This window comes from Mycobacterium sp. Dal123C01 (assembly GCF_052566995.1).
Window position 1 is genome coordinate 1,252,222 of the sequence record NZ_CP199580.1, and the last position, 16,083, is coordinate 1,268,304.

14 protein-coding genes are annotated in these 16,083 nt (G+C 65.0%); 13 read left to right on the top strand and 1 reads right to left on the bottom strand.

The genetic code is table 11. From position 1 onward, the window contains the following. Positions 1–27 precede the first annotated feature (27 nt). The 13 genes from ACTXG5_RS05975 to ACTXG5_RS06035 all read left to right on the top strand — a co-directional run bounded on the left by ACTXG5_RS05975 (position 28) and on the right by ACTXG5_RS06035 (position 12,980). Positions 28–1,125 (top strand): inositol-3-phosphate synthase, encoded by a 1,098-nt coding sequence (locus ACTXG5_RS05975; protein WP_445162811.1) that lies wholly within the window; start codon positions 28–30, stop codon positions 1,123–1,125. Between the two features lie 246 nt (positions 1,126–1,371). Further along, a complete protein-coding gene (locus tag ACTXG5_RS05980; RefSeq protein WP_445162812.1) occupies positions 1,372–2,499 on the top strand; it encodes an LLM class flavin-dependent oxidoreductase in 1,128 nt (375 codons plus the stop codon). Further along, positions 2,496–3,665 carry a sulfotransferase family protein gene (locus ACTXG5_RS05985; RefSeq protein WP_445162813.1) on the top strand — a complete coding sequence of 390 codons (1,170 nt, stop codon included), beginning with the start codon at positions 2,496–2,498 and terminating at the stop codon, positions 3,663–3,665. Before ACTXG5_RS05980 ends, ACTXG5_RS05985 begins: the two co-directional genes overlap by 4 nt. 3 nt (positions 3,666–3,668) lie before the next feature. Continuing rightward, positions 3,669–4,469: a sugar phosphate isomerase/epimerase family protein gene (locus ACTXG5_RS05990; protein WP_445162814.1), complete on the top strand. Its 801-nt coding sequence runs from the start codon at positions 3,669–3,671 to the stop codon at positions 4,467–4,469. Between the two features lie 2 nt (positions 4,470–4,471). After that, positions 4,472–5,680 carry a DUF1214 domain-containing protein gene (locus tag ACTXG5_RS05995; protein ID WP_445164281.1) on the top strand — a complete coding sequence of 403 codons (1,209 nt, stop codon included), beginning with the start codon at positions 4,472–4,474 and terminating at the stop codon, positions 5,678–5,680. 155 nt (positions 5,681–5,835) lie between these two features. Continuing rightward, on the top strand, positions 5,836–6,258 hold the full coding sequence (locus tag ACTXG5_RS06000; RefSeq protein ID WP_445164282.1) for a nitroreductase family deazaflavin-dependent oxidoreductase: 423 nt from the start codon (positions 5,836–5,838) through the stop codon (positions 6,256–6,258). 215 nt (positions 6,259–6,473) lie between these two features. Beyond that, a complete protein-coding gene (locus ACTXG5_RS06005) occupies positions 6,474–7,388 on the top strand; it encodes an alpha/beta fold hydrolase (protein WP_445162815.1) in 915 nt (304 codons plus the stop codon). Between the two features lie 26 nt (positions 7,389–7,414). Continuing rightward, on the top strand, positions 7,415–8,230 hold the full coding sequence (locus tag ACTXG5_RS06010; protein WP_445162816.1) for an LLM class F420-dependent oxidoreductase: 816 nt from the start codon (positions 7,415–7,417) through the stop codon (positions 8,228–8,230). 110 nt (positions 8,231–8,340) lie between these two features. Continuing rightward, the gene (locus ACTXG5_RS06015) at positions 8,341–9,084 is read left to right on the top strand and encodes a GntR family transcriptional regulator (protein ID WP_445162817.1); all 744 of its coding nucleotides are present in this window, start codon (positions 8,341–8,343) and stop codon (positions 9,082–9,084) included. Between the two features lie 50 nt (positions 9,085–9,134). Next, positions 9,135–10,943 carry an ABC transporter substrate-binding protein/permease gene (locus ACTXG5_RS06020; protein ID WP_445162818.1) on the top strand — a complete coding sequence of 603 codons (1,809 nt, stop codon included), beginning with the start codon at positions 9,135–9,137 and terminating at the stop codon, positions 10,941–10,943. Then, positions 10,940–11,689: an amino acid ABC transporter ATP-binding protein gene (locus ACTXG5_RS06025; RefSeq protein WP_445162819.1), complete on the top strand. Its 750-nt coding sequence runs from the start codon at positions 10,940–10,942 to the stop codon at positions 11,687–11,689. Before ACTXG5_RS06020 ends, ACTXG5_RS06025 begins: the two co-directional genes overlap by 4 nt. A 64-nt stretch (positions 11,690–11,753) precedes the next feature. After that, positions 11,754–12,260, top strand: a complete 507-nt coding sequence (locus tag ACTXG5_RS06030; RefSeq protein ID WP_445162820.1) for a MarR family winged helix-turn-helix transcriptional regulator — start codon at positions 11,754–11,756, stop codon at positions 12,258–12,260. 48 nt (positions 12,261–12,308) lie between these two features. After that, positions 12,309–12,980 carry an SDR family oxidoreductase gene (locus ACTXG5_RS06035; protein ID WP_445162821.1) on the top strand — a complete coding sequence of 224 codons (672 nt, stop codon included), beginning with the start codon at positions 12,309–12,311 and terminating at the stop codon, positions 12,978–12,980. 18 nt (positions 12,981–12,998) lie between these two features. Here ACTXG5_RS06035 and leuS read toward each other — a convergent pair whose 3' ends face one another. Further along, positions 12,999–15,908, bottom strand: coding sequence for a leucine--tRNA ligase (gene leuS, locus ACTXG5_RS06040; RefSeq protein ID WP_445162822.1), 2,910 nt, complete (start codon positions 15,906–15,908; stop codon positions 12,999–13,001). Positions 15,909–16,083: the final 175 nt, after the last annotated feature.

Genomic DNA, 16,083 nt, shown 5'->3' on the forward strand with positions numbered 1-16,083 from the left:
AGGTAATTGAGGTTAGGAGAACGCCCGATGAGTGAGCACAACGCGCCAGAGGCCTCGACCGAGGTACGGGTCGCCATTGTCGGCGTTGGTAACTGCGCGTCCTCGCTGGTTCAGGGCGTGCAGTACTACTACGACGCCGACGAGAACAGCGCCGTGCCCGGCCTAATGCACGTGAAGTTCGGCCAGTACCACGTCAGAGACGTGAAATTCGTGGCCGCGTTCGACGTGGACGCCAAGAAGGTCGGCTTTGACCTCTCGGAGGCGATCTTCGCGTCGGAGAACAACACGATCAAGATCGCCGACGTGCCGCCGACCAACGTGACGGTGCAGCGCGGACCGACGCTCGACGGCATCGGCAAGTACTACGCCGAGACCATCGAGATCTCCGACACCGAGCCGGTCGACGTGGTCAAGACGCTCAAGGACAACGCGGTCGACGTGTTGGTGTCCTACCTGCCGGTGGGCTCCGAAGAGGCCGACAAGTTCTACGCTCAGTGCGCCATCGACGCCGGCGTGGCGTTCGTCAACGCGCTGCCGGTGTTCATCGCGAGCGACCCGGTGTGGGCGAAGAAGTTCACCGACGCCGGCGTGCCGATTGTCGGCGACGACATCAAGAGCCAGGTCGGCGCCACGATCACCCACCGCGTCTTGGCCAAGCTGTTCGAGGACCGCGGCGTACAGCTGGACCGCACCATGCAGCTCAACGTCGGCGGCAACATGGACTTCCTCAACATGCTTGAGCGGTCGCGCCTCGAGTCGAAGAAGATCTCCAAGACGCAAGCCGTCACCAGCAACCTGCAGCGCGAGTTCAAGACCAAGGACGTGCACATCGGCCCGTCCGACCACGTCGGCTGGCTCGACGATCGCAAGTGGGCCTACGTCCGCCTGGAGGGCCGCGCGTTCGGTGACGTGCCGCTGAACCTGGAGTACAAGCTCGAGGTCTGGGACTCGCCGAACTCCGCCGGCGTCATCATCGACGCGGTGCGGGCGGCGAAGATCGCCAAAGACCGCGGCATCGGCGGCCCAGTGGCCGCGGCTTCGGCCTACCTGATGAAGAGCCCGCCGAAGCAGCTGGCCGACGATATCGCGCGCACCCAGCTCGAAGAGTTCATCGCCGAGGGCTAGTACCGCAAGTCATCGACTGTGGGGTCAGGTCGCATTGTGCGGCTTGGCCCCACAGTCGTTTTGTGTGCGCTGACGGTTTCGGGTGTGCGCTGACGGTTGAGATATCCCGACATTCGCGCCCTGGCCGCACAGTCGAAGCCAAGAGAGCACACTCAATTCGCCGACACCCCCGGCCATTCGTGCTGTGCAGTCGCTTAGCATTACGCGGAGCACCCCGCCATCGACGAATCAGGCCGCGAATCACTGATGAGAGTTCAGCCCGCCGCGTTCTTGCGAACGACCCTTCCCCTCGACTTGTCGCGCCTCGCTGAGCTCGACGGCGGGCGCTACCACTCGATCTGGCTGCCCGATCACATGGTCAGCTTCTGGCCGGACTCGATCTGGACTCCCGAATTCACCGACCTCGCCACCGCGTCGCCGTCGCCGCATCGCCATCTCGACGGTCTGTCCGTGGCGGCCGCCGCCGCCGTGCTGACCGAGCGGGTTCCGCTGGTGAGCGCGGTGGTCGACACCGTGCGGCGCCACCCGTCCCTGCTCGCCCAGACCGCGTTGACGATCGACCATCTCGCCAAGGGGCGTTTCATCCTCGGCCTGGGCAGCGGCGAGAGTGAGAACACCCTGCCGTACGGCTTCGACTTTTCACGACCGGTCAGCCGTTTCGAGGAGGCGCTGACGGTGATCCGCCTGCTGTGGGACAGCGACGGACCCGTCGACTTCGAGGGGCAGTTCTACACCCTGCATCACGCGCGCTTGGACACCGAGCCGTATGGAGGGAACCCGCCGCAGATCTGGATCGGCGCCAGCGGCCCCCGCATGCTCGACATCGCCGGCCGCCACGCCGACGGGTGGTGGCCCGCCGGGGCCTGGACCCCGGAGCATTACGCCGAGATGCTCTCGGCCGTCAGGACATCCGCTGAGCATGCCGGTCGCGATCCGATGGCGATCACGCCGGGTTTTATGCAGATATGCCTGATCGGTGCGAACGAAGACGCCCTGGCCGAGATCCTGCAGGCGCCGTTGGTCAAGGCATTTCTGCTGCAGGTTTCGGCAGAGACGTTGCGCGGCTTCGGGTTTGACCACCCGATGGGCGAGGGTTGGCGCGGGTTCCAAGACATCGACCCCGCGGTGCTCACGCGTGAGCGGATCATGGCGTTCCTGGCCAACGTGCAGCCCGAAATGCTCCTGGCCGTCGTGCCGCACGGAACACCCCGCGAGGTTGCCAAGATCATCAAGACCTATGTGGACGCGGGTTTGCGGGTGCCCAAGATTCTCGACTACGGTGCCATGGCCGGCCTGAAGTACGCCGAGTCGTCAGCGTCGAACGTCCGTGCGGCAGAGGATGAACTGATGCAGCTGTGCGGCGATCTGTCGTGAGCATTCAATTGGACGCCGCTGAGTTACTGCACGCCGCACAAGCGGAAACCGGATTGCACGACTACGGCGACGCCACGTTGCCGGAGCGCTTCGCCGTCGCCGCCGACCATCTGAACGGCCTCGGCATGGACGCCGACGCAACCTACGAGGCGGCACAGGTGTGCCGATGGCTGCTGACATCACGCCTGGAATTCATCGCGGACCGCCACCGCTACCCGATCGGCGACGAAATAGTCGAGGCGCCGATGTTCGTCACCGGCGAACCGCGTTCCGGCACAACCCTGATGCACGCGCTGATGTCGGTCGATCCGCATGCGCGGGCCCTGCGCTTCTGGGAAGTAATGTACCCGTCACCGCCGCCGGGACTGGCCGGCCCGGACGACCCCAGGCGAGAGCTGGCCGATGCGGACTGGCGCGAGATCAACGGGAAAATGCCCAAATGGCTGCACAGCCATCCCTACAACGACATGCTCGGCAACGGCTTACCCGAAGACGAACGCACCTGGGCGTTCGACTTCCGGGTCATGACCCCGACGGCATGGTGGCGGGTGCCGATGCAGTCGCTGGTCGGCGGCCTGGCCACCGACCCGGCGGCCCAGTACCGGCTGCACAAGGCCATGCTGCAACAGCTGCAATACAAGCGGCCGCGAAAATACTGGGTGCTGAAGGGCTTTCACGGATTCCGGCTCAAAGAAATGTTCGAGACTTACCCCGACGCCACCCTGGTCTGGCTGCACCGCGACCCGGTACAGGTCGCGGCGTCGCGCACCATGATGATGGCTGACATCATGGACGGCATCGTCGGTCCCGTCGACCTGCACGCCGAAGCAAAGAAGCACCTCGAGATGACTCGCGCCAGCATCGCCAACACGATGAGTAATCCGATCGTGGACGATCCGCGCATCCTGCATATCCGCTATACCGACTTCATCGCCGATCCGGTCGCGACGGTACAGCGCTACTACCGGTTCTGCGGCCGTGAGGTCACGCCCGACGCCGAATCCGCGATGCGCACCTACCTGGCCGACAACCGCGGCGACCGATACGGCAAGTTCCGCTATTCCACTCAACTGTTGATCGACATCGGGGAAGACTTCGATGCGCTGCACGCGGAATTCCGGCCGTTCCGTGAGCGATTCGGTGTCGCGATCGAGAACCGCGGCTGAGCGATGCCGGCCCACAAACGTCTGTCCGTACACAACGTCACCTTCTACGGTGCTTCGTTGGTCGAGCTGGAACAGCACTGGGCGGCACTGGGCGTATCCCGGTTGAGCATTCTGGACAACCAGCTGCTCGATCCCGATTTCCCAAAGCTGCTGCAGCGCAACGACTACACCGTCGAAGCGATCTACCATCTTTTCGCCGGCGGCCGGCTGACCACCGACCCGCAGGCCGCGCGGGACACGCTGCTGCCGGTGATCGACGCCGCTGCTCACACGGGGGCGCGCATGGTCTACCTCCTCACCGGCGGCCGCGACAGCCTCACCTGGGGACAGGCCGCCGACCGTTTCTGCACCATGATCGCCCCCTGCGTGGCGCACGCCAAGCAAGCCGGTGTGGCGCTGGCGGTCGAGAACGCCTCCAGCCTCTACGCCGACCTGCATCTCGCCCATACCTTGCGCGACACCGTCACGCTGGCCGAGATGAGCGGGCTGGGTGTCTGCATCGACGTGTTTCACTGCTGGGCGGAAGGCGATTTCGAGGCGATGGTGCAGCGCGCCCTGCCGCGAACCGAGCTGATCCAGCTCAGTGATTACGTCCTGGGTGATCGTGCGCTGCCGGGCCGGGCGGTCCCCGGCGACGGCACAATTCCGATCGAAGGATTCGTCGCCAAAGCTCTTGCGAGCGGCTACTCGCATGGGTTCGACTTGGAGCTGATCGGACCCCGAATTGAGCAGGAGGGCCGTCTCGAATCCGCGCGGCGCGCCTGCGCAGTGGTCGGGGCAATGCTGGACAGATTGGGTGCGTGACAATGGCTTTCGGCGACGGTGCTGACGACGCGGCGCTACGTTCGGCATGGAGCGAATTCTGCGCGCAGCTGCAGCGGGCGGGTGAGCAGGTCTTCAAAGACGCCAACGCCACGTCGGGGGCGCAGCGGGTCGACGCATTCCGCTTTCTCACCCAGAACCTCGGCCAAGCCTTCGATCTGTCGCTCGAGACCCGCAACACCCACTACCCGGTGCTGCACACCTTCTGCGGCCCGACCCGCAAGCTGGGCGGTGACTGCGCCGACTTCACCTACCAGCAAGCCTGGATCGACGGGGAGTCGATCTACCGGCTGTCCGGCAACCGCGGTACCGCACGGTTTTTCAACGTCACCGTCCAGGGCGCGCGCGTGCCCGGCCCCGGCGTGCTGCACGAGCCCTTCGGCGACACACCGGAGGCCAACCTGTTCGGCCGCCAACTCAGCGTCGGCGACGACGGTGGATTCGAGATCTACATCGGTGGGCCCGAGCGTGGCCCCAACTGGCTGCCCACCACCGCACAGTCGCGAAAGCTGTTCATCCGTCAGGGATTCGACGGTTGGGACGAGCTTCCTGCGCAAATGCGAATCGAGCGGGTCGACATGGCCACCCCCAAACCGCTTCCCACACCCGAGACCATGGTCGAGGCCGTCGAATGGGCCGGCGATTTCGTGACCGGCCTGATGTCTGACTGGCCGGAGTTTCCATTCACCTACGGCGGCGTGGACGCCGAGCAGCCGAACACGTTTCCGCGAGTGGGCGCGACCGAGGCGGACAGCAAGCGGGGCCGTGCCGCCGCCAACATGTACTGGGAACTGGCACCCGACGAGGCGCTGATCGTCGAATTCGACGCCCACGACGGGCTGTGGATGTTCACCAATATGGGGGTCTTCTTCAACAGCATGGACTACCTCTACCGGCCGGTGAGCTACACGCCGAGCCGCACGAACACCGACCGCGACGGGCGCATCCGTCTGGTCATGGCTCATCGCGATCCGAACGTCCACAATTGGCTGGACACCCAGGGCTTTTCGCGCGGGAACCTGACCTACCGCCACATGCTGGACGGCGAACCCTCGGTGCTGGACACCAGAGTGGTCAAGCACGACAAGATCATGAGCGCGCTTCCACCGGACACCGCCACCGTGACCGCCTCCGAGCGCAGCGCCGCGATGTGGGAGCGATTCCGCGGCATTCGGCGCCGCTATGTCCTCTGAAGCGTGCCGGGCTTTGCCTCGATTGAAGTCACCGGCTCGATCGCCGACCGCGGGGGCGGCCGGTTGAACCCGAACTCTCGGTAGCGTTTTTCATCGTGGATCGGGATTCACGGGTTGGGGGAATAGGTAAGCGCGCCTCGCTGTTCGCATCTCACGTGACTGAACATGCCGAGTTGAGCCCGACAGATTGGGTGCGCGAACAGACCGAACGGATTCTGCAGCAAGGCACGACCGACGGGGTCGAGATCCTGGATAGGCCCGTCGTCTTGGTGACCACCACCGGAGCGAAGTCTGGCAAGCAGCGGTACGTACCCCTGATGCGCGTCGAAAAAGACGGGCGCTACCTCATGGTGGCTTCCAAGGGTGGTGCTCCCGCGCATCCGTCGTGGTATTTCAACGTGAAGGCCAACCCCGCTGTGACGCTGCAGGATGGCGACAAGGTTGTCGCACTGGTAGCGCGCGAGCTCGACGGGGACGAACGCGACGAATGGTGGCAGCGGGCGGTTGATGCCTACCCGCCATACGCCGAGTACCAGACCAAGACGACACGGCGGATCCCGGTCTTCGTCGTGGAATAGCCGCGGCTTCTCCACCCGACCAGAACGATCGCCTGCAACTAATTGGATTGTGCTGCAGTCGGTATCAAGGCCATCGGAGCAGCAGGACGTACCAACCGTACGTGTGATTCGCGCGCATCCGCTCGCCGAGATTGCGCTGCTCTCCGAGGACTCGACCGGTCCCGGATGAGGCGCGCCTAGCGCCGGCCGCGGCCTAGTTCGTAGTGTCATTGGTTATGACCGAGATCTCCGAAGACGAACTTGCCGGGCTGTCCGAATTCTCGCTGCTGTCCGAGAACGCCGAGCAAGCCGGCTTCACGGGTCCGCTGCCTGAGGTAGAGCGGGTCGAGACCGACACGGCAAACGGCCGGATCAGCGCGCTGCGCTTTGGCCGCACTCCCCCGCGGATCGTGTTTTTGCACGGAGGCGGCCAGAACGCACACACCTGGGACACCGTCATCGTCGGCCTCGGTGAGCCGGCGCTGTCCGTGGACTTGCCCGGCCACGGCCACTCGGGCTGGCGCGAGGACGGTGACTACTCGCCTCGGAACAACGCGGACGCCGTCGCGCCGGTGCTCCGAGAACTCGCACCGGATGCCGAGCTCATCGTGGGCATGTCGTTGGGCGGATTGACCGCGATCCGGGTGGGCGCGATAGCACCCGACCTGGTGCGCGAACTCGTTCTCGTCGACGTCACTCCGTCGGCGTTGCACCGGTATGCCGAGCTGACCACCGAGCAGCAGGGCACGGTGGCACTGGTCCAGGGCGAGCGGGAGTTCCCCAGCTTCCAGGCCATCCTTGACCTGACGGTCGCGGCGGCACCGCACCGTGAAGTCAAGGCGCTGCGCCGGGGCGTGTTCCACAACTCGCGCCGCCTCGACAACGGCAACTGGGCATGGCGCTACGACGGGATCCGCGTCGTTCCCGACTTCGGTGATTTGTGGAACGACGTCGACGGGTTGGCTGCACCCGTCACGCTGGTGCGCGGCGGCTCGTCGCCCTTCGTCACCGACGACGATGCGGCTGAACTCGCCACGCGTGCAACGCATTTCCGCAAGACGCACGTCGTCGAGAATTCCGGTCATTCGGTGCAAAGCGATCAGCCTCGCGCGCTGATCGACCTGCTAAGCGGGGTACTCGGCGCACGCTAAGAGTCTGCGGCTCCTACGGTGGTCGGATGACCTCAGCTGATCGTCCCGTTCGAATCGGTGTACAACTGCAGCCGCAGCACGCCCCCCACTACCGCCCCATCCGCGACGCCGTTCGCCGCTGCGAGGACATCGGGGTCGACGTCGCATTCACCTGGGATCACTTCTTCCCGCTCTACGGCGATCCCGACGGAGCGCATTTCGAATGCTGGACCGTGCTGGCGGCCTGGGCCGAGCAGACATCACGTATCGAGTTCGGCGCCCTGGTGACGTGCAACTCCTATCGCAATCCGGAGCTACTGGCCGATATGGCGCGCACCGTGGACCACATTTCCGAAGGCAGGCTCATCCTGGGCATCGGATCGGGCTGGAAAGAAAAGGACTACGACGAGTACGGGTACGAATTCGGCACGGCGGGTAGCCGTCTCGACGACTTGGCGGCCGCGTTTCCCCGGATCACGTCGCGACTGGCCAAGCTCAACCCCGCGCCGACCCGTAACATCCCGATACTGATCGGCGGCAAGGGTCCGCGGAAGACACTGCGACTGGTCGCCGAATACGGCGACATCTGGCACGGCTTCACCACCGTCGACACCTACCCGGCCGCAGCCGCCGTGCTGGACGAGCATTGCGCCGCCGTCGGGCGGGACCCGTCCACTATCGAGAGGTCAGCCGGTGTGGAGGACAACAGCGGCGTTCGCCGCGGCGAAGGCATCGACGGGTTGATCGCCAACGCCGAAGGCCTTACCGCCTTGGGAGTGACGCTGCTGACCATCGGAGTCAATGGTCCGGACTACGACCTCAGTGCGGCCGAGGAATTGTGCCGGTGGCGCGACAAGCGGTAGGCCGTCTAATTCGGGTTCGCCTTCAATTCATCTGCCAAACACCTTAACGAAGGCGCGAATACATGAGAGGCTTTGCACCGCTGATCGCTGGAGCGGGCTGAAAGAGACTGATGCCGAAGAAATATGGGGTCAAAGAAAAAGACCAGGTCGTCAACCACATCCTCAACCTGGTGCTGACCGGCAAACTGCGTAGCGGCGACCGGGTCGACCGCAACGAGATTGCCCTTGGCTTGGGCGTTAGCCGTGTCCCGATTCAAGAGGCACTGGTCCAACTCGAGCACGACGGCATCGTGTCGACCCGCTATCACCGGGGCGCATTCATCGAGCGGTTCGACGAAGCCACCGTCCTCGAGCATCACGAACTCGACGGCTTGTTCAACGGCATCGCTTCGGCGCGCGCAGCCACCAACCCCACACCGCGGATCCTGGGACAGCTCGACGCCTTGATGCGCGCGCTGCGCACCGCGAAGGATTCCCGGGTCTTCTCCGAAATCACTGCGGAGTACCGACGCACCGTCAACGACGAGTACGCGGGCCCGCGACTGCGGGCCACGATCCATGCCTCGCAGAATCTCATCCCCCACGCGTTCTGGATGAACGACCAGAACAATCGCGACGACATGCTGACGTACTACGAAGACGAAACGTCGGCAATCCAGCGGCGTGACCCGGAAGCCGCACGGGCGGCGTGCGTCGGCCGCTCCTACCTGATGGCGCAGACCATGCTGACCGAACTGTTCCGGCGCAGGGTCTTCGCCCCGCCCGACGACGCTCGCCAAGTGATCTCCGCCCCTCTTGTTGGCGTCCTGGCGGGGTCCGATGCGGTCCGCGGCGAGCCGTCGATGGCGCTTTAAATAGCGCTCTCATCGCGCCGAGTCGCCGTTCGCTCGATACCGTGGCCGTAATGAATCCGTGCGAAAGCCCGCGCGCGAAGCGCGGAGCCAAGCTGTTCGGACTGAGCGCGACGATTCTGATCGTGTGCAGCCTGGCGTTGGCCGGACCCGCGCTCGCCGATAAAAATCAATGCGCGCCGGGCGGCTCCGAGAGCGCGGCCGCCTTGCCGAAAGACCTGGCCACCATCAGCGGCGTCGGCCAGGACGACGACCACACGACGCCGACCGTCGAGCCGCTCAGCGCGATCAACGTCGACGCGTTGGGCCTGCGGACACCCGGCGTCCTGAACGTCGGCACCCTGTCGGATGCCCCGCCCTCCATCTGCGTCGACGCCACCGGCACCTTCAGCGGCTTCGACAATCAGCTGCTGACCGCCATGGCGAAAAAGCTGGGCCTGCAAGTCCGCTTCGTCAGTACGGATTTCTCCGCGCTACTGGCCCAGGTGGACTCCCGGCGTTTCGACGTCGGCTCGGCATCGGTGAAAGCCACTGCCGCCCGGCGTCGCACCGTCGGGTTCACCAACGGCTACGACTTCGGCTACTACGCGCTGATCGTGCCGCCCGGATCGCCGATCAAGAACTTCGGTGATCTCGCCGAGGGCCAACGCATCGGAGTCGTTCAGGGCACCGTCGAGGAGTCCTACGTCGTCGACGACCTGCACCTGCAGCCGGTGAAGTATCCCGGCTTCGCCACCGTCTACGCCAATCTCAAGATGCGTCAGCTCGATGCCTGGGTGGCGCCGGCAGCGCTGGCGGCCAACGTGATGCGTCCGGGCGATCCGGCGGTGGTCGTCGCGAATGCCTTCAGCCCCGGCGATTTCGTCGCCTATGCCGTTACGGACGATAACCCGCCGCTGATCGCCGCCCTGAACTCCGCGCTGGATGCCGTCATCGCGGACGGCACCTGGGCGAAGCTGTATTCCGCGTGGGTCCCCCGACCGCTGCCGCCGGGCTGGAAGCCCGGATCCAAAGCCGCCCCGACTCCACACCTGCCGGACTTCGCCGCGATCGCGGCCGGCAACCACCACAAACCGGTGGGTCCGGCGGCCCCGAAATCCATACTCGCGCAATTGGGCGACCAGTTTCTGGACTGGGATCTCTACAAGCAAGCCATCCCCGCTTTGCTCACGACGGGGTTGCCCAACACGTTGATGTTGACCAACAGCGCCGCCGTCATCGGGCTGGTGTTCGGAATGGTGCTGGCAATGGCAGGCATGTCGCAGTCACGCTGGCTGCGCTGGCCCGCGCGGGTCTACACCGATATCTTCCGTGGTCTTCCTGAAGTGGTGATCATCCTCATCATCGGGATGGGCGTGGGACCGCTGGTCGGCGGGCTGACGAACAACAATCCCTATCCGTTGGGCATCGCCGCGCTGGGGTTGATGGCCGCCGCTTATATCGGCGAGATTCTGCGCTCGGGAATTCAGAGCGTCGACCCGGGCCAACTGGAGGCGTCGCGCGCGCTCGGCTTCAGTTATTCGGCCGCGATGCGGCTGGTGGTAGTGCCACAGGGCATCCGGCGGGTGCTTCCGGCGCTGGTCAATCAATTCATCGCGTTGTTGAAGGGCTCCGCGCTGGTGTACTTCCTGGGCCTGGTCGCCCAGCAGCGAGAGCTGTTTCAGGTGGGCCGCGACCTCAACGCGCAAACCGGCAACTTGTCGCCGCTAGTCGCCGCGGGTCTCTTCTACTTGTTATTGACTGTTCCGTTAACGCATTTGGTGAACTACATCGATACCCGGCTGCGCCGCGGCAGTCCCACCGACGAGTCAGACGAATCTGCCACGATGGTCACCTCCACCCTCGGTCAGGGGATGACATGACCGCTGACACCGTAGGCTGGGCGTCAGTATCGTTGGAAGCCAGGGATATTCATAAAACCCTCGGCGGGAACAAGGTGCTGCGTGGCGTGACTTTCGAAGCCCCCGCCGGCACGACCGTGGCCGTAATCGGGCCGTCGGGCTCCGGTAAGTCGACGCTGCTGCGCGCCCTGAATCGCCTGTACGAGCCCGATAGTGGCGACATCCTGCTCGACGGACGGTCGGTGCTGGACGACGATCCCGACGGGCTCCGCCAGCGCATCGGCATGGTGTTTCAGAACTACAACCTGTTCCCGCATCTGAGCATCCTCAAGAACGTTGCGCTGGGGCCGCGCAAGTTGCGCGGGCTGTCCGCGGACGCGGCCAAGGAGCTCGCGCTGACTCAGCTGGAGCGAGTTGGCCTGAAGCACAAGGCCGGTGCCCGCCCCGGAATGTTGTCAGGAGGCCAACAACAACGGGTTGCGATCGCCCGTGCGCTGGCCATGGCGCCCCAGGTGATGTTCTTCGACGAGGCCACCTCCGCGCTGGATCCGGAAATGGTCAAGGGAGCTCTGCAGCTCATCGCCGACCTCGGCGCCGGCGGCATGACGATGATTGTGGTCACGCATGAAATGGGTTTCGCCCGCTCGACATCGGACACTGTCGTGTTCATGGACCACGGCAAGGTCGTGGAATCCGGGCCGCCAGAGCAGATTTTCGAGGCCGCTAAGACCGAGCGCCTGCAGCGGTTCCTGTCCCAAGTGCTTTGATGGGCTAAAAATAGTCGCTGTAGCTACCTCGTACGGCACCAATATCGGGTTAGACTGCCGACTTATGGCGGACAGCGACTCCACCGCGCCCGAGGTAACCGAGCTTGCGGAAGGCTTACACCGCGCGCTGTCCAAGCTGTTTTCGATACTGCGCCGCGGCGACCCGAGCGGGGTGGTCGCCGGCGAATTGACCTTGGCGCAGCTGTCGATCCTGGTCACGCTGCTCGATCAAGGCCCCATCCGGATGACGGACCTGGCCGCGCACGAACGGGTGCGGACCCCCACCACGACCGTGGCGATCCGCCGCCTGGAGAAGATCGGGCTGGTGAAGCGCTCTCGCGATCCGTCCGATCTGCGGGCCGTGCTGGTCGACATCACCCCGCGCGGGCGGGCCGTTCATGCCGAGTCGCTCGCCAACCGGCGCGCCGCCCTGGCCGCGATGCTCAGCCAACTCCCGGAATCCGACCTGAACCTGCTGACGAAAGCGCTGGCGCCACTGGAACGCCTGGCCTTGGGCGAACCGGCATCGGGCCCCGCAGGAGGAGAATCCCCCGCACGTAAGCGTGCGTGAAAGCACCTGTTTTCCAACGGCATTGGTGATGTCCGTAGACTGAAGCACATGCCAACTGCACTCATTACCGGTGCCGGCGGCGGTATCGGTTCCGCCATCGCCACAGCGCTGGCCCCGACGCACACGCTGCTGCTGGCCGGTCGACCCTCCGACCGGCTCGACGCCGTCGCCGAGCGGCTCGGCGCCACCACCTTCCCACTGGACTTGACCGATCTCGATGAGATCGAGGCCGCCTGCGAAATCGTGGACGAGCTCGACGTGCTGGTGCACAACGCGGGGGTGTCTGTCCCGGGCCGTGTCGCCGAGTCCCACGTTGACGAATGGCGCGCCACCTTCAACGTGAATGTCTTTGGGGCCGTGGCTCTTACGCTGGAGCTGCTGCCGGCCCTGCGCAGCGCCCGCGGTCGGGTGGTGTTCATCAACTCCGGGGCTGGGCGAGCGGTTTCACCGGGTATGGCCTCCTATTCGGCCAGCAAGTTCGCGTTGCGCGCGTTCGCCGACTCGCTGCGCGCCGACGAGCCGGGCCTGCGGGTCACCACGATATTTCCGGGCCGCACCGACACCGAGATGCAGCGCGAGCTCGTCGCATTCGAGGGCGGCGAGTACGACGCCGCCAACTTCTTGCGGCCGGAAACCGTCGCGGCGGCGGTCGCCCAGGCGGTGGCTACCCCGCCCGACGGCCACCTGCACGAGGTAGTGCTGCGGCCGGGCCGGTCGTAGTCGGCTCGCAGCCGGCTTTCACACGACCAGGTTGACCAGCCGGCCGGCGACCACGATCACCTTGCGAGGGGTGGCTCCGGCCAAGAACGCCTGGACCTTTTCGTCATTGAGCGCCGCGGCCTTGAGCGTGTCGTCATCGGCGCCGGCGGCAACCACCACCCGTCCCCGCACCTTGCCGTTGACCTGCACCGGGTACTCGACGGTGTCGTCGACGAGGTAGGCGGGATCTAGTTCCGGGAACGGGCCGTGCGCCAACGAGGTGGTGTGCCCCAACCGCGACCACAGCTCCTCAGCCATATGCGGGGCCAGCGGGGCCGACATCAGCACCAGTGGCTCGACCGCTGCCCGGGGCACCGCGTCGCGATACCCTTTGGTGAGGTGGTTGGTGTACTCGATCAGCTTGGCCGCCGCGGTGTTATTACGCAGGGCCGCATAGTCTTCCGCCACTCCCGCGATGGTGCGGTGCAGTGCGCGCAGGGTGCCGGTGTCCAGCTGCTGCTGCGCATCGTCCACCCGGATGTCGCCGGTGCTCTCGTCGACCACCAGCCGCCACACTCGCTGCAGAAAGCGGTGCGCGCCGATGACATCCTTGGTTGCCCAGGGGCGCGAGGCCTCCAGCGGGCCCATCGACATTTCGTACACCCGCAGGGTGTCTGCACCGTATTCGTCGCAGATCGTGTCGGGCGATATCGAATTCTTCAGGCTCTTACCGATTTTGCCGAATTCTTGGAAGACTTCGATCTCGCCGTCAGGTCCCGGAAGGAAGAACTTGCCGTCACGCTCGATCACCTCGTCGGCGGCGACGTAGGACCCGCGCTTGTCGGTGTAGGCAAAGGCCTGGATGTAGCCCTGATTGACAAGCTTGCGGTAGGGTTCGCGCGAACTGACGTGACCCAGGTCGTACAGAACCTTGTGCCAGAAGCGGCAATACAGCAGGTGCAGCACCGCGTGCTCGGCACCGCCGACGTACAAGTCGACGCCACCCGGATCCTGTGGACCGTGCTCGGCTGGCCGCGGGCCCATCCAGTAGGCCTCATTTTCCTTGGCGCAGAACCGTTCCGAGTTATGCGGATCGGTGTAGCGCAGCTCGTACCAGCAGCTGCCGGCCCACTGCGGCATCACGTTGGTGTCGCGGGCGTAGGTCTGCAGGCCATCGCCGAGATCGAGCTCGACGTGCACCCACTCGGTCGCTTTACCCAACGGCGGCGACGGTTCACTGTCGGCGTCGTCCGGGTCGAACGACACCGGCGCATAGTCCGGGATGTCGGGTAACTCAACCGGCAGTGCGGCCTCGGCCAGCGCATGCGGGCGTCCGTCGCTGTCGTAGACGATGGGGAACGGCTCACCCCAATACCGCTGGCGCGCGAAAAGCCAATCACGCAACTTGAATTCGACGCGCGCCCGGCCCCGACCCTCGGACTCCAGGCGGGCGGTGATCACTTCCTTGGCCGCCGTCACTTCCATTCCGTCGAGGTAACCGGAGTTCACCAGCACGCCGTCGCCGGCATAAGCGCCTTCCGAAATATCGCCGCCAGCAATAACTTCCACGATCGGAAGGTGCAACGCGTTGGCAAAGTCCCAGTCGCGCTGGTCGTGGCCGGGCACTGCCATGATGGCCCCGGTGCCGTACCCCACCAGCACGTAGTCGGCGATGAAGATCGGTACCGGTTTACCGTTGGCCGGGTTGGTCGCGTAGCTGCCCAAGAAGACGCCGGTTTTCTCCTTGCTCTCCTGACGCTCGAGGTCGGACTTTGCCCCGATCGCGCGACGGTAGGCAGCAACGGCTTCGCGCGGTGTGGCGGCTCCGTCCGTCCAACTGGGGTCGACACCGTCCGGCCAGGCGGTGGCGACCAGGTCGTCTACCAGCTCATGTTCGGGTGCCAGCACCAGATAGGTTGCGCCGAACAAAGTGTCGGGGCGCGTGGTGAAGACGTCGATATCGACGATGTCGCCATGCGTCGTCGTCGTCGTCGAGAACGACGCCTCCGCGCCGGTGGAGCGGCCAATCCAGTTGCGTTGCATGGCCTTGACCTGATCCGGCCAGTCCAGTAGGTCGAGGTCGTCGAGCAACCGGTCGGAGTAGGCGGTGATTCGCATCATCCACTGCCGCAACCGCTTCCGGAATACCGGGAAGTTGCCGCGGTCACTGCGCCCGTCGGAAGTGACCTCTTCGTTGGCCAGCACCGTGCCGAGCCCGGGGCACCAATTCACCATCGAGTCGGCCCGGTAGACCAGTCGGTGGCTGTCGATCACGTCGGCGCGCTCCCCCGCCGACAGCGTCGCCCAGTCCCGGCCACCGTCGACACGGCGGGCACCGGAGTCGAATTCGGCGATCAACTCGGCGATCGGACGGGCCTTGTCGGCCGCGGCGTCGAACCACGCGTTATAGATCTGCAGGAAGATCCATTGCGTCCACTTGTAGAACTCGACGTCGGTGGTCGAGAACGTTCGCCGACTGTCGTGGCCGAGGCCCAGCCGGCCCAGCTGTCGGCGGAAGTTGACGATGTTCGCCTCGGTCCGGGTCCGCGGATGGGTGCCGGTTTGCAGGGCGTACTGTTCGGCGGGCAGCCCAAAAGCATCAAAACCCAAGGCGTGCAGGACGTTACGGCCCATCATCCGGAAGTAACGGGCGTACACGTCGGTCGCGATATAGCCCAGCGGATGTCCGACGTGCAGTCCGTCGCCCGACGGATACGGGAACATGTCCTGCACGAACAGTTTGTCGTCGGGCACCGGTAAACCGTCCGTCGGAGCCAGTGATCCGACCGGGTTGGGCACGTTGAATGTCCCGAGCCGCGCCCAGTTGTCCTGCCAGGTGCCCTCAATACGGCCGGCGAGCTCCGCGGTGTAACGGTATTGCGGCGCGTCGGACTCCGTCGGGGCACCCGCAGGGTTGCTCCGAGACGAAGCGGTCGGCGATTGGGTCACCTGAACAGCGTATAAGGACGGTCTTGGCGGGCCCGCCGGCCACAGGTTGGTAAAGGTTGCATTGCGCTCGGGTCAGGGGTTCATCCCAGCTCTATTTCGGACCTGTCCTGGGGTTTGACCTCTGGTTACAGTCAGCCTCTATACGTGCGGATGCTGGTGGACCAGCCATTCGGAA

Bases quoted from the DNA above. Each gene is read 5' to 3' on its own strand.
- ACTXG5_RS05975 (WP_445162811.1), top strand. From the start codon at position 28: ATGAGTGAGCACAACGCGCCAGAGGCCTCGACCGAGGTACGGGTCGCC.
- ACTXG5_RS05980 (WP_445162812.1), top strand. From the start codon at position 1,372: ATGAGAGTTCAGCCCGCCGCGTTCTTGCGAACGACCCTTCCCCTCGAC.
- ACTXG5_RS05990 (WP_445162814.1), top strand. From the start codon at position 3,669: ATGCCGGCCCACAAACGTCTGTCCGTACACAACGTCACCTTCTACGGT.
- ACTXG5_RS05995 (WP_445164281.1), top strand. From the start codon at position 4,472: ATGGCTTTCGGCGACGGTGCTGACGACGCGGCGCTACGTTCGGCATGG.
- ACTXG5_RS06005 (WP_445162815.1), top strand. From the start codon at position 6,474: ATGACCGAGATCTCCGAAGACGAACTTGCCGGGCTGTCCGAATTCTCG.
- ACTXG5_RS06010 (WP_445162816.1), top strand. From the start codon at position 7,415: ATGACCTCAGCTGATCGTCCCGTTCGAATCGGTGTACAACTGCAGCCG.
- ACTXG5_RS06015 (WP_445162817.1), top strand. From the start codon at position 8,341: ATGCCGAAGAAATATGGGGTCAAAGAAAAAGACCAGGTCGTCAACCAC.
- ACTXG5_RS06020 (WP_445162818.1), top strand. From the start codon at position 9,135: ATGAATCCGTGCGAAAGCCCGCGCGCGAAGCGCGGAGCCAAGCTGTTC.
- ACTXG5_RS06025 (WP_445162819.1), top strand. From the start codon at position 10,940: ATGACCGCTGACACCGTAGGCTGGGCGTCAGTATCGTTGGAAGCCAGG.
- ACTXG5_RS06030 (WP_445162820.1), top strand. From the start codon at position 11,754: ATGGCGGACAGCGACTCCACCGCGCCCGAGGTAACCGAGCTTGCGGAA.
- ACTXG5_RS06035 (WP_445162821.1), top strand. From the start codon at position 12,309: ATGCCAACTGCACTCATTACCGGTGCCGGCGGCGGTATCGGTTCCGCC.